9 protein-coding genes and 7 pseudogenes are annotated in these 13,047 nt (G+C 52.9%); 6 read left to right on the top strand and 10 right to left on the bottom strand.

The window, feature by feature from the left end; translation table 11 throughout:
* Positions 1 to 62: 62 nt before the first annotated feature.
* A pseudogene (ushA, locus tag ACQ86O_RS25720) lies at positions 63 to 1,714 on the top strand (bifunctional UDP-sugar hydrolase/5'-nucleotidase UshA).
* A gap of 100 nt (positions 1,715 to 1,814) precedes the next feature.
* Here the strand turns inward: ushA and ACQ86O_RS25715 are convergent.
* Positions 1,815 to 2,072: pseudogene (locus ACQ86O_RS25715) on the bottom strand (tyrosine-type recombinase/integrase); the annotation flags it as partial.
* Between ACQ86O_RS25715 and ACQ86O_RS25710 the strand changes: the two are divergent.
* A pseudogene (locus ACQ86O_RS25710) lies at positions 2,070 to 2,567 on the top strand (integrase core domain-containing protein); the annotation flags it as partial. The pseudogenes ACQ86O_RS25715 and ACQ86O_RS25710 overlap by 3 nt on opposite strands.
* A gap of 122 nt (positions 2,568 to 2,689) precedes the next feature.
* Here the strand turns inward: ACQ86O_RS25710 and ACQ86O_RS25705 are convergent.
* The 3 genes and pseudogenes from ACQ86O_RS25705 to ACQ86O_RS25695 all read right to left on the bottom strand — a co-directional run bounded on the left by ACQ86O_RS25705 (position 2,690) and on the right by ACQ86O_RS25695 (position 3,762).
* Positions 2,690 to 2,917: a DUF1493 family protein gene (locus ACQ86O_RS25705; protein ID WP_431223418.1), complete on the bottom strand. Its 228-nt coding sequence runs from the start codon at positions 2,915 to 2,917 to the stop codon at positions 2,690 to 2,692.
* 79 nt (positions 2,918 to 2,996) lie between these two features.
* Positions 2,997 to 3,461 (bottom strand): annotated as a pseudogene (locus tag ACQ86O_RS25700) (STM2901 family protein).
* Between the two features lie 40 nt (positions 3,462 to 3,501).
* Positions 3,502 to 3,762 carry a DinI-like family protein gene (locus tag ACQ86O_RS25695; RefSeq protein ID WP_431223417.1) on the bottom strand — a complete coding sequence of 87 codons (261 nt, stop codon included), beginning with the start codon at positions 3,760 to 3,762 and terminating at the stop codon, positions 3,502 to 3,504.
* A gap of 153 nt (positions 3,763 to 3,915) precedes the next feature.
* Between ACQ86O_RS25695 and ACQ86O_RS25690 the strand changes: the two are divergent.
* Positions 3,916 to 3,996 (top strand): annotated as a pseudogene (locus ACQ86O_RS25690) (5'-nucleotidase C-terminal domain-containing protein); the annotation flags it as partial.
* A gap of 48 nt (positions 3,997 to 4,044) precedes the next feature.
* Here ACQ86O_RS25690 and ybaK read toward each other — a convergent pair.
* The 3 genes and pseudogenes from ybaK to copA all read right to left on the bottom strand — a co-directional run bounded on the left by ybaK (position 4,045) and on the right by copA (position 8,390).
* A pseudogene (gene ybaK / locus ACQ86O_RS25685) lies at positions 4,045 to 4,523 on the bottom strand (Cys-tRNA(Pro)/Cys-tRNA(Cys) deacylase YbaK).
* A gap of 221 nt (positions 4,524 to 4,744) precedes the next feature.
* A pseudogene (locus ACQ86O_RS25680) lies at positions 4,745 to 5,547 on the bottom strand (TraB/GumN family protein).
* Between the two features lie 128 nt (positions 5,548 to 5,675).
* A complete protein-coding gene (copA, locus tag ACQ86O_RS25675; RefSeq protein WP_431223416.1) occupies positions 5,676 to 8,390 on the bottom strand; it encodes a copper-exporting P-type ATPase CopA in 2,715 nt (904 codons plus the stop codon).
* 110 nt (positions 8,391 to 8,500) lie between these two features.
* Between copA and cueR the strand changes: the two genes are divergently transcribed.
* On the top strand, positions 8,501 to 8,902 hold the full coding sequence (gene cueR / locus ACQ86O_RS25670; RefSeq protein ID WP_431223415.1) for a Cu(I)-responsive transcriptional regulator: 402 nt from the start codon (positions 8,501 to 8,503) through the stop codon (positions 8,900 to 8,902).
* Here cueR and ACQ86O_RS25665 read toward each other — a convergent pair.
* The 3 genes from ACQ86O_RS25665 to allS all read right to left on the bottom strand — a co-directional run bounded on the left by ACQ86O_RS25665 (position 8,899) and on the right by allS (position 11,253).
* Positions 8,899 to 9,360: an NfeD family protein gene (locus tag ACQ86O_RS25665; protein ID WP_431223414.1), complete on the bottom strand. Its 462-nt coding sequence runs from the start codon at positions 9,358 to 9,360 to the stop codon at positions 8,899 to 8,901. The genes cueR and ACQ86O_RS25665 overlap by 4 nt on opposite strands.
* Before the next feature lie 2 nt (positions 9,361 to 9,362).
* Positions 9,363 to 10,268 carry an SPFH domain-containing protein gene (locus tag ACQ86O_RS25660; RefSeq protein ID WP_431223413.1) on the bottom strand — a complete coding sequence of 302 codons (906 nt, stop codon included), beginning with the start codon at positions 10,266 to 10,268 and terminating at the stop codon, positions 9,363 to 9,365.
* A gap of 70 nt (positions 10,269 to 10,338) precedes the next feature.
* A complete protein-coding gene (gene allS, locus ACQ86O_RS25655) occupies positions 10,339 to 11,253 on the bottom strand; it encodes an HTH-type transcriptional activator AllS (RefSeq protein ID WP_431223412.1) in 915 nt (304 codons plus the stop codon).
* Positions 11,254 to 11,603: 350 nt separating this feature from the next.
* On the opposite strand from allS, the gene ACQ86O_RS25650 reads away from it, so the two are divergent.
* Positions 11,604 to 12,095 (top strand): ureidoglycolate lyase, encoded by a 492-nt coding sequence (locus tag ACQ86O_RS25650; RefSeq protein WP_431223411.1) that lies wholly within the window; start codon positions 11,604 to 11,606, stop codon positions 12,093 to 12,095.
* 71 nt (positions 12,096 to 12,166) lie between these two features.
* On the top strand, positions 12,167 to 12,991 hold the full coding sequence (gene allR / locus ACQ86O_RS25645) for an HTH-type transcriptional repressor AllR (protein WP_431223410.1): 825 nt from the start codon (positions 12,167 to 12,169) through the stop codon (positions 12,989 to 12,991).
* The last annotated feature ends 56 nt before the right edge of the window (positions 12,992 to 13,047 follow it).

Raw genomic sequence — 13,047 nt, 5'->3', positions numbered from 1 at the left:
TTAATTCGCGTTACAATTTCGTCTTCATCAAAAATACCCATTATTTACCAAGGAGATCTGCCATGCGCTTTTCGCTTCCAACCACCGCATGTGCGTTGGCTGTTTCCCTGACGTTGCTTTCTGGAACGGCCAGCGCCTGGGAAAAGGATAAAACCTACGATATCACCATCCTGCACACCAACGATCACCACGGCCATTTCTGGCAGAACGATCATGGCGAATATGGCCTGGGGGCACAGAAAACCTTGGTAGACAATATTCGCCAGGAAGTGGCCGCCAAAGGTGGCAGCCTGCTGTTATTGTCCGGTGGAGATATCAATACCGGCGTGCCGGAATCGGATCTGCAGGATGCGGAACCTGATTTCCGTGGCATGACCATGATCGGCTATGACGCCATGGCTATCGGCAACCACGAATTTGATAACCCGCTCAGCGTGTTGCGCCAGCAGGAGAAGTGGGCCTCTTTCCCGCTGTTGTCCGCCAATATTTATCAGAAAAGTACTCAGCAGCGCCTGTTCAAGCCCTACGCCCTGTTTGATAAGCAAGGGGTTAAAATTGCGGTAATCGGCCTGACTACCGATGACACTGCAAAAATCGGCAACCCGGAGTACTTTACCGATATCGAATTCCGGGTTCCTGCGCAGGAAGCCAGGCAGGTTGTTGAGCAACTGCGCAAAGATGAAAAGCCGGATGTGATTATCGCCGCGACCCATATGGGCCATTACGACGATGGTAATCATGGCTCTAACGCCCCGGGCGATGTGGAAATGGCGCGCAGCCTGCCTGCGGGCTACCTGGATATGATCGTTGGCGGGCATTCGCAGGATCCGGTCTGTATGGCGAGTGAAAACCACAAACAGGTAGATTATGTACCAGGTACGCCCTGTGCGCCGGATCGCCAGAACGGCACCTGGATCGTGCAGGCCCATGAATGGGGCAAGTACGTTGGCCGCGCCGATTTCCAGTTCCGTAACGGTGAGCTGAAACTGGTGCATTACCAACTGATCCCGGTCAACCTGAAGAAGAAGGTTGAGAAGGCCGATGGCACCAGCGAACGTGTGTATTACCAACAGGAAATTGCCGAAGATCCGGGCATGATGAAACTGCTGACGCCGTTCCAGGATAAAGGCAAGGCACAGTTGGAGGTGAAGATCGGCAGTGTTAACGGCAAGCTGGAGGGCGATCGCAGCAAAGTCCGTTTCGTACAGACCAATCTTGCGCGGGTGCTGTTGGCAGCGCAGATGGAAAGGGCCAATGCCGATTTTGCCGTGATGAGCGGTGGCGGCGTGCGTGACTCGATTGACGCTGGGGATATCACCTATAAGAGCGTGCTCAAGGTACAGCCATTCGGCAATACGCTGGTGTATGCCGACATGAAAGGCCGTGAGATTGAGCAGTATCTGGCGGTGGTAGCGAATATGAAGGTGGACTCCGGCGCCTATGCCCAATTTGCCAACGTTAGTCTGGTCGCAGACGGCAAAGGCGTCAGCAACGTAAAAATCAAGGGTGAGCCATTACAGGCAGATAAAACCTACCGCATGGCCACGCTGAACTTTAACGCGCTGGGGGGGACGGCTATCCGAAGATCGATACTCTGCCAAGCTACGTCAATACCGGCTTTATCGATGCGGAAGTGCTGAAGCAATATATCGAGAAGCACTCACCGCTGGATGCGGTGGCGTTTGAACCGAAGGGTGAAATTGTTTATAAGTAATTAAATTTAAAGGCGGTTTTATTTCCGTGGCAGGATATAAAACCGCCAGTTTTGAGCCTCACAAAATTCTTCTGCAAAACGGTACAAAAAATAGCCACAATCACACCGCGATAACTGTCCAATTTTTGCCCCTATCATCATTATATTTATCGGTCATTTGCTGGTTTTTGTGTCCAAGCAGAGACATCGTATCGATACCCTGATCGCGATACAGGTGTTCGGATAGTGAGCGTTGCTCGTGGAATGTCGGCGGGGTTCCCTTGCTCCATTTCAGTCCTGATTGATCCTTTGCCTTGCTAAATGTTGTTGTAATGCTCTGATAGCCAATCTGACCGCCTCGCTTTACGGTTGATACCGAAACCTTAAGGGCGTCAATCCGGCATTGGTCAAAGTAGTGCGTCGTGCGCTGGAGGTTACTACCATCGATTTTATGCATGATGCACTGACCTGTGGCAGACGCTTCCGGACCTGCAATGTGGTGGATGATTTTAATCGTGAAGTGCTGGCGATAGAAATTGACCTGAATATTCCGGCGCAACGCGTTGTGAGAGTGCTGGACAGGATAGTGGCAAACCGCTGCTATTCGCTGAAGATGCGGATGGATAACAGGCCAGAACTGGTCTCACTGGCACTGGCGCAATGGGCCGAAGAACATGGTGTGTTACTGGAATTTATCAAGCCGGGAAAGCCGACGCAGAATGCTTTTATCGAGCGTTTTCACCGCACCTAGCGGACGGAGATACTGGATTTTTATCTGTTCAGAACCCTGAATGAAGCTCGGGAAATTACGGAGTACTGGCTGACGGAATATAACAGCGAGTGGCCTCATGGCTCCCTGAATAACCTGACGCCGGAAGACGAAGTTATCCTGGAACCAGAGCAGCCAGAAGTAATCGCGCCAGAAGATGGCGAAGAACCACCACCAGGTGAAACGCCCGCGCCGGTCGAAATGATTATTGCCGGGAGCAATCCCGGCTAATATAGCCATCGGGCAGCCTTGGCTGATTCGACAAGCATACCAACGGTGATAGGTTCCAGAGGTTTTTCAGGGGCAGAAGATCCTAAATATTCCGGTGAAAAGTATCTGTCAATGCTGAAGTTACCGAGTTCAACTTTCCAGTTATTAAAATAGAAAGCGAAGAGGTCACAAGCATCTTCGTAAATAATCTTCAAATCTTGCCGAAGATCGGTTTCCAGCGACACAGGTTTTAACTCACCCCAGAAAAGAAATTTTCTACGACTGTGGTTTTTTTGATGAATGCCAAGATATCATTTTTGATATTCAAAAGTATGTCCATGCAATTGCGTGCTCAGGCCTAGCAATAAGATTAAATGTATCTTTAACATCCTTACTGATGGCATATACAGTATGGACTGCCATAGCATAGCCAATCCATGGTATATTTCGACCAATTATTGTCCTAATCTTGTTGGTATAACTTATGTGTAGATCTTTAAGAGAGCGCCAGACAAGCGTTGGCATTACCACGCCTGAGGGAAGACGCAAATCAGGAAGAAGCTTTCTGGATACCACGGATGCAATTGACGTCCCTCTTGTTGCACCGATAGGTTTCCTACGTGTGGGCAGTACTGGATAGCCAGACAGAATCATTGCTGCTGCTGATATTTCAATGCCAGCATGGTGACTGAACGCATCGACTCAGATGAGCCAGAATAGCTGCCGGGGAGTCAAATTACTGTACCCTTTATAGAAGTATGTCCCGCCAAATTCTTCAACCGTATCCATCACTTTTCCTTGTTGATTGGCTTGAGGTCAACATAACCAACTAAACCCGAGATTTCAATGGCTGCTGCTGAAACCAATCTTCGGCACTTTCCCACGTCTTCTGTAGTATCTCCTCGATCGCTTCCCGATCAGCCGGTGTACCGCCGCGTACGGATAGCTCATCCCCGCCAGCCATGCGCACGGTAGCTTCCACGTCAGGAAATTTACGCTGTAGTCGTTTGTTCAGTTCAACGGCTAGCGCAGTAGCGGCACCTTCGGGCAGTTTCTTCTTCTTATCGATAGTCACTTCAACATGCAGCATGGGTTTACCCTCAATCTAAGAGGCGAAGCTCGTTATGCTCAATTTTTAATATGCTGTTTTTCAGTGGTTTTTATTTGTGTCATTTCAATGGTTTCACTTGTCGGAAGTGGAGATAACTGTTTATAAACAATTAGTTATCGAATTTTTATTCACGTAATGAAGCAGTATATCGAGAAGCACTCACCGCTGGATGCGGCGGCGTTTGAACCGAAGGGTGAAATTGTTTACCAGTAACGCAGGTGCTGGCAAACCTGGCCGCTGCCGATGCAACGGCCAGGTTGTTCAATCCAGTTTGGCGATCTCGGCGAAGCTGCCAGACAGCAGGCGGCAAAGATCGCTGGCCGCCAACTCGATATCCAACCCGCGCTTGCCACCGGAAACAAAAATGGTGGCGAATTGCTGTGCTGGGGCATCGATCACTGTGGGTAAGCGTTTCTTTTGCCCAAGCGGGCTAATCCCCCCACCAGATAACCAGTCACCCGCTGAGCCAGTTGCGGATCGGCCATTTCGGCTTTCTTGGCCCCCAGCGCTTTGGCCACCTTCTTCAAATCCAACTGAGTCGCCACCGGTGTGACCGCCACGGCCAGGTTTTTGGCATCGCCATTCAGCGCCACTAACAGCGTTTTGTAGACCTGTTGCGCGTTCAACCCCAGCTTTTTCACCACTTCGTCACCAAAGTTGGTTTCATCACTGTCGTGGTGATACGCGTGAAGAGTAAAAACCACCTTTTGTTTTTCAAGCAGAACCACTGCGGGAGTCATAAGTTGTTTTCCAAAACCGTGGGAAGTTGCAATCGAATATCCTAAAATTACAAAATTGGAATCAGATGAGCAACCCGTGCCAGGAATAAGTAAAGGCAGTTGCCAATATGTTCATCAGATTGCTACCCTGTCTGTTGTAATCGTTAACACGGTTACTCTGCGTATAACTAAAATATTAGAAATTCCTCTTTGACTGGCCAATAGCGATATTGGCCACTTTTTTATCGCGCCTGCAGCATGGCGGGCAGATTGTCTTCGCCATACAGATGTAATGCGCCTACGGCCACCACATAGTTTCCTGGCGGTAACGCTTCCAGCTTTTGCTGCCAATTGCGGTTACGGCGGTGCATCAGCACGTCATAAAGCTCGGCGCTGAAAGTGGAGGGTAACGTTTCCAGCGTGGCGTTAGGCTTGGCATCCAGCCACCAACTCACCATGGTTTGCAGCAAACGTGCATTGGTGTGCCAATGTTCCAGCGTGTCGTGCAGCAGTGCCATTCCCCCTCCGGCAACTGTTCCAGCATGCCAAGTTGTTCTTCGGCACCTTCCAGCTCAATCACTGGCATCTGTTGCACTTTGGCGGCCTGTAATAGCTGGTAGTCGATGCCATATTCGGCTCGTAGCCCCAGCCGCTGTGCCTGCTGTGCCTGCATCATCAGCGCGACCTGCCAGCCGGGCAGGGCGGAGAAGGTTTCCTCGTTGGTCCCAAGCTCCTGACATAACGCCTGCAGTTGCTGGAATTCTTCGTTGGAAAGACGTTGTTCCAGTGTGGGTTGCGCGTCGCCCTGGCCAAAGGGGGAAGAGGAACCGGTGATGTCGGCTTCAACGATCAACGCATCAGCCTGGCGCAAACGCGCTGCCAGGCGGGAGGGCAAAGGCGACATATCTACTGTGCCCATATGAATACTGCCGACCAGATGGAGCTGGCGATCCCCCGGCAGCGTAATATCTATAGCCGGATAGGAGTAGGCCGCAGGGGAAATAAACCCGAAAAAGGCGGCGATGCGGCGTAACAGTTGGCCCATACAGCGTGGCTCCAGAAAGCTGGCGTTTGCCCCATGCTAAACGCTAACCGCCGGACAGAAAAGCCTTAATACTAAAGGAATTATCCCAAAGCGGACCGGAGCGCGATGGGCTGCGCTCCGGTTGGGGGTCACTGTTTGGGTTTAAAGCGCAGCAACCGGTTGGCGTTACTGACCACGGTAATCGAAGACAGCGCCATTGCCGCACCGGCCACCACCGGGCTGAGTAACGTGCCAGTCAGCGGGTACAACACGCCAGCGGCAATGGGGATACCCAGCGAGTTGTAGATAAAGGCCCCAAGCAGGTTCTGTTTCATATTACGCAGCGTGGCTTTCGATAGGGCCAGCGCGTCTGCTACGCCGTGCAGGCTGTGGCGCATCAGGGTAATTGCGGCCGTTTCGATGGCGATATCACTCCCGCTCCCCATGGCGATCCCCACGTCGGCTTGCGCCAGCGCCGGGGCGTCGTTGATGCCATCACCTACCATGGCGACCCGGTGGCCCTGAGCTTGCAGTTGCTTGATGGCATCCGCTTTACCTTCCGGCATAACGCCAGCAATCACCCGGTCAATACCGGCCTCTTTGGCAATCGCATTGGCAGTCACCGGGTTATCACCCGTCAACATCACCAACTGATAACCTTGCTGGTGCAGGCGCTGTAATGCACTGACACTGTCGCTGCGCAAAGGGTCGCGGATGGCTATCAAGGCAGCCGGTTTACCATTGGCGGCCAGCAGAACCGGGGTGATGCCGCGTTCAGCCTGCTGCTGTATGTGCTGCTCAAGTTCGCCTGTGGTTATCTGGTTTTCCTGCAATAGCTTGGCGTTACCCAACAGCAATTGCACACCTTCGACCTCACCGCTGACGCCCGCACCGCGTAACGTGCGGAACTGCTCAACCGCAGGTAATACCTGCCCCTTGGCATGATCAACGATAGCTCGGGCCAGCGGGTGGTTGGCTCCTTGCTCCAGCGCCGCAGCCCAGCGTAATGCCTGTTGTTCATCCACCTGATTAAAGGTGATAATTTCAACGACGCGTGGCTGGCCTTCCGTCAGCGTACCGGTTTTGTCGAATACCAATGTGTCGAGATTGCTGGCCTGTTGCAGCGCATCGGCGTCACGCACCAGCACCCCGAACTCAGCGGCCCGGCCAACGCCAGAGATGATCGACATCGGTGTTGCCAACCCCAAGGCGCAGGGGCAGGCAATGATCAACACCGTTGTGGCAATCACCAGCGTGTAAACCAACTGTGGTTGTGAGCCAAAGAAGTACCAGATAGCTGCACTGAACAGGGCTATCACCACCACGGTAGGCACAAACACCGCCGAGATCCGGTCTGCCAATTGGCCTATTTCCGGCTTGCTGCTTTGCGCCTGGCGAACCAGCTTAATGATACGGGCCAGCGTGGTTTTGCTGCCGATAGCCGCCGCACGGAACAACACGCTGCCATCATCAACCACCGTACCGGCATGGACCGTATCACCGATCCCTTTTTGCTGCGGCACCGCTTCACCGGTCAACATGGCTTCGTCGATCCAGACTTCGCCTTGAACGATCTCGCCGTCTACAGGGATGCGATCGCCTGTAGTTAAGCGCAGCGTCATACCCAACTGCACTTCTGCCAGCGGGATATTTTTCTCGCCCTGCTCGGTGAACAGCCTGGCCGTTGGTGGCGTCAGATCCAGCAAACGCTCCAGCGCCTGGGAAGAACGCTGCCGTGCACGTTGCTCCATAGCATGGCCAAGGTTGATCAGGCCGATGATCATCGCGCTGGCTTCGTAATAGAGATGTCGTGCCTCCATCGGGAAGAAATCTGGCCAAATGTTGACGCTGATGGAATACAACCAGGCGGCACCCGTGCCCAAGGCTACCAGCGTATCCATGGTGGCGGTGCCGTTCATCAGTGCTCGCCAGGCGTTACGGTAGAAGTGGCCACCGGCAAATACCATCACCACCAGGGTAATCAGGCCAACAATCATCCAGGGTTGCTGGGTTTCCGGCGTCAGCGACATGCTGCCACCAAATACGCCCCAGGCCATCAGTGGCACGCCCACCGCCAACCCCAGCGCAGCCTGCCAACGGAAGCGTTTCATATTGGCCTGCGCTGTCTGTTGCTGGCGTTCGCGGCGTTCAGCTTCGTCCTGAATCATCTCCGCGCCATAGCCAGCTTTTTCTACCGCCGCGATCAGCGCCTCGGCGGCCATACTGCCGCTAACCAGCGCGCTGCGCTCCGCCAGGTTCACCCGCGCCATTTCCACTCCAGGCACGTTCTGCAATGCCGTCTGGACTTTGCTGACACAGCTGGCGCAGGTCATGCCACTGAGCAACAACTGGATGCTGTCGTCATCAATTGCCGTTACCGGAATAGAGGAGGGGGCCGCTGCCTGGGTTTCCGGCAGAATTGGGGCAGTTTCAGTCAGCGGCTCAGTTTTTGGGTGTTGGGTTTCTCCTGCCAGGCTGGCGTGATAACCCGCCTCTTCGACTGCCGCGATAAGTTGCTCGGCAGTGGCGTCACCGTAGACTTTTGCCGCATCAAGACTGACGTCTGTTGCGATCACGCCCGGTACGGCTTCCAGAGCCTTGCGGGTACTGCCCACGCAGTGCATGCAGGAAAGGCCGGAAAGTTGTAGCTCGGTATCCGCCTGGGTGGCAACTTCGGCTTGATAACCGGCAGCAATGACGCTGTCGATCAGGCTCGTGGCCGGGGCTTCACCGGTAATTTTGGCATAGTGAACATTCACCTCTGCCTGTTGGACATCGTCGCGGCTTTCCAGCGCTTTTTTCACTTTCTGCGCGCAGTTCATGCAGGAGAGGCCCTGCAATGCTAGAACGGTAGTCTGTGACATGATTTATTTCCTCGCAAAAAAGGGCAGTTGCTTAAGACTTGACCGCCTCGGTTCTTATCATTGAGAATAAGGTTAAACCTTCCAGCAAGGGTAAGGTCAAGGGGGAAAAATTGAATATCAGCGATGTTGCAAAAATAACCGGTCTCACCAGTAAAGCCATTCGTTTTTATGAAGAGAAAGGCTTGGTGACGGCGCCTCTTCGCACCGATAACGGCTATCGCAGTTACAATGACAGGCACATAGAAGAACTGACACTTTTGCGCCAGGCTCGTCAGGTGGGTTTTAACCTTGATGAGTGCCGTGAACTGGTTGCCCTGTTCAACGATCCGGCTCGCCACAGCGCCGATGTTAAAGCACGAACGTTGCAGAAAGTGGCCGATATTGAAAAACACATCAGTGAACTGGGTGAAATGCGCCAGCGGTTGCTGGCACTGGCGGAACAATGCCCGGGGGATGAGGGTGCAGACTGCCCGATCATTAATAATCTGGCAGGCTGCTGCCACAAGCATTAACGGATAATAGCGCGGATCACCAAGGTCACGCCTTCAACCGCCACCACTTCCACTTCGGTGCCGATAGGCAGATCCTCATTGGCTTGCGCCCGCCAACTGCTGTCACCAATATTAATGCGGCCTACACCGTTATGCATTGGCTCGGTCAGCGTGGCGCGGGTGCCGATCAGCTGGCGGTTACGCTGGTTAAGTACCTGCGAACCGCTGCCAGCCGACGTTGGCCGCTTGCGCAGCCAATACCACCACAGATAGGCCACGGCGATGGTCATTACGGCAAAAATAGCGCCTTGCCATTCCCAGGCCAACTGCGGTAGCAACCAGACTACCATCCCGACTACTACCGCTGAAACGCCACTCCACAGCAGATAACCGCTGGCACCGAGCATTTCTGCTGCCAGCAGCAACCCGCCGAGTGTGATCCAGAACCATTGTGGGTTGGCTGCGATCTGTTCAACCATGATTACTTGCCCTTGCTGTCTTTCAGCAACTCGGTAATGCCACCAATTGAGCCCAGCAGGCTGCTGGCATCCAGCGGCATCATCACCACTTTGCTGTTATTGGCACTGCCAATTTTTTGCAGTGCATCGGTGTATTTCTGCGCGACGAAGTAGTTAACCGCCTGAATATTACCGTTGGTAATGGCATCGGAAACCAGTTGCGTTGCGCGCGCTTCCGCTTCAGCGGCACGTTCACGCGCTTCAGCCTGCAGGAACGCAGATTGACGCTCGCCTTCGGCCTTCAGGATTTGCGATTGCTTATCCCCTTCGGCACGCAAAATGGCGGCCTGGCGCACCCCTTCCGCTTCCAGGATATCGGCACGTTTGGTACGTTCGGCCTTCATCTGGGCGTTCATAGCCACAATCAGTTCGGCTGGCGGGCGAACGTCACGGATTTCGATACGGGTGATTTTGACGCCCCAAGGGTTGGTGGCCTCATCAACGATATGCAGCAGACGGCTGTTGATGCTGTCGCGCTGTGACAGCATTTCGTCGAGCTCCATGGAGCCCAGCACGGTACGGAAGTTGGTCATGGTCAGATTGACGATCGCCTGCTCAAGGTTGCTGACCTCATAGGCTGCACGCGCCGGATCCACCACCTGAATAAAGCAAACTGCATCGATCGCCACGTTGGCGTTATCGCGCGAGATAATCTCCTGTGAAGGGATATCCAGCACTTGCTCCATCATATTGATTTTGCGGCCGATGCGGTCCATAAATGGCACCACCAGGTTTAAGCCTGGCATTAGCGTCTTGGTATAACGACCAAAGCGCTCCACCGTCCATTGGTAGCCCTGTGGCACAATTTTTACGCTGGCGAAGACGATAATCAACGCAACAACAATTACAATCGGAATAATGGTAAACATGGCACAACCTCCTGTCAGACATATAAAGAGATATTACTCTAAGCAGGGGGATAAACCTAACGCCCGGCGATTATTCCAACGGGGAAATAAATCCCTGGATCAGCGGATCGCCTGTCTGGAATAACGCAATGATGCTTTTGACCACTTCGCCACTGCGATGGCTGGACCAGGCCAATGACAATGCGGATTGATGGCGGGGGCGATGCGGTATTTTTTGTACCAGCTCACCGTTATTGAGGTAGGGCTGGCACAGCGCGCGTGGCAAAAAACCAATGCCGACACCGCGCAAATGGCATTCCAGTTTGGTATGCAGGTCCGGCACCTTGATCTCATGCTGCCCGGAGAGCAGCCAGGCGATGCGTTTGGCCAGATGGCGGGCGGTATCTTCGACGTTGATAGCCGGATAAAGCCGTAACTGATCTTCAACCAGCGGTTCCTCGGTGTTAGCCAACGGATGATGCGGCGCGATGGCAAACACCCATTCGATCTTGCCCAGCGGCAGAACATTGATGCCATTTTCCAGCGACTCATTGCCAGCCGCCCCAATGGCCAGGTGGCAATCTTCGTTCAACAGGGCATCCCATACCCCCATATAAACCTGGCGCGAAATATGAAACTGCGTAAATGGATAACGCTGTTGCAGGTAGGCCAACAGGCGGGCAACCGTGACGGGGCTATACAACAGATTATTGATCACAATATTGACCTGGTGCTCAACGCCATCGTTGATCTGGCGAAGTTCGTCAGGCATGGAGTCAAGCCAGTTGTGCCACTGCCGGCAGCGTTCCAGCAGATATTCTCCGGCCGGTGTCAGGTTCACGCTGCGGGTGGTGCGGATAAAAAGCTGAGTGCCGATGCTTTCTTCCAGCGTTTTGATGCGATAGCTGATGGTGGCGGTGGTTTTATGCAGTAATTCGGCGGCACGGGAAAAGCTCTGACATTCCGCGACCTTGATAAACGATCGAATTGTTTCTTGATCCAGCATGTCGATTCCTTAACGGGTGCTGTCATGGTTCCCATAATCTTGCAAAAGAATTTACTTACCTTATTCCTCTTGGGTTAGCCATAAAGCCTCACCCCATGATCTCGATCACACTTTATCCGCCTGAACCCGCTCAGCAAGCCGAAAGTAACAGCTCTGTTAATGAGTTGTTTTTCATTGGCGTATTTTTTAATTTATTGATTATAAACATATTATTTTTGTTTTGGTGTAAAAAGTGTGCTGTCGATCTTATTGTGGAAAATTTTTCCAATAATAACTATTAAATTAAAAGCTACCTGATTAGAGTTAGCCAATCGGTAACGTTCCTTTTTGAAACGATCTTGGAGAAACAGATGGACTTGATTGCCGTTGAGTTAACGCCAGAAGCCTTCGCGCCTTATGGTAATGTGCTGCAAATTGAAGGGTCGCCGTTCTTCCATATTAATGATGGAAAAACAGAGAGATACCATGATCTTGCCAAGGTGGAGGTTTCTGACAACCACCGCGTGCTGGTCAGTATCAACCGATCGGAACCCTGCGCCCTGCCAATGGAGTTCTCCGTTCTGGAGAAGCACCCGTTGTCATCACAAGCTTTTATGCCGATGAAGGGGGAACGCTTTGTGGTGATTGTGGCTGAAGCTGGGGAGGGGGATGACATTCCGCTTAGTACCTTGCGTGCCTTTATCACTAACGGCAAGCAAGGGGTGAATTATCACCGCAACGTTTGGCATCACCCTTTATTTGCTTTTGGCGAGGTCACCGACTTTTTCACGGTGGATCGTGGGGGCGCTGATAACTGCATCGTCAGGCAATTACCGGAGTCTTGCCGGGTTGTGCTTGGATAGCGCTGTCCCCCGTCGCACAGGCTGTTTATTATAGCGGGAAGAAACTTTGAGCTAAATAAAGGAAAGCCTGAATGAACGAATTACGCAGAAAAGGAAGACCAACGACGGAGGCAGGGGTGACAAAAGGCGCACAGGCATTGGATCGTGGTCTGGAGATCTTGCAGTTTCTGGCGAATGCCGGGGGAAGCTCATCCGTTTCCGTGTTATCCGAGAAGTTGGAGCTCCCTTTATCAACCACTTTCAGATTATTGAAAGTATTGGAAAAATCAGAGTTCGTTTTTCAGGATCCGCAGCTTGGCTGGTGGCATATAGGTATTCAATCCTTCACCGTGGGGGCCGCATATATGAACGACAGGGACGTGGTTTCCGTCGCCGGTCCTTATATGCGGCGCCTGATGCTGTTATCAGGTGAAACCGCCAACCTGGCTATCCGCAATAATTTCGATGCGGTATTGATTCGCCAATGTGAATGCCAGGCCATGGTGCGGATGTGCGCGCCCCTTGGCAGCCGCTTGCCCCTGCATGCATCCGGGGCGGGAAAGGCATTGCTCTATCCGTTGGCGGAAGAAGAAATGCTGGATCTGATTGTGCGCTCGGGGCTGCATTCGTTCACCCCGAAGACCCTGACCAGCGTGAATTTATTGCGCAAGGATTTAGCTCAATCGTTAGCACAGGGCTACACCATTGATGAAGAAGAACACGCAATGGGCCTCAATTGTCTGGCGTCGGCGGTGTTTGATCGCAACAACAACGTGGTGGCAGCCATCTCAATTTCCGGCCCTAGCGCACGTGTGAGCAGTGAGCGCTTTAAGGAGCTGGGGGAACTGGTGCGCGATGTCGCTACCGACATCAGCACCGCATTAGGTGATTCACGCAGTAAAGGCGACAACGTTTAACACCAGGCCTGTAGCCGTTGTAGCGGTTACAGGATGAGGAACCTCCCCCGTTGACA

The organism is Serratia sp. L9 (assembly GCF_050632285.1).
Classification (GTDB): Bacteria; Pseudomonadota; Gammaproteobacteria; order Enterobacterales; family Enterobacteriaceae; genus Chania.
The sequence above is the reverse complement of the archived record's forward strand: the minus strand, read 5'-3'. Positions and strand labels throughout refer to the sequence as shown.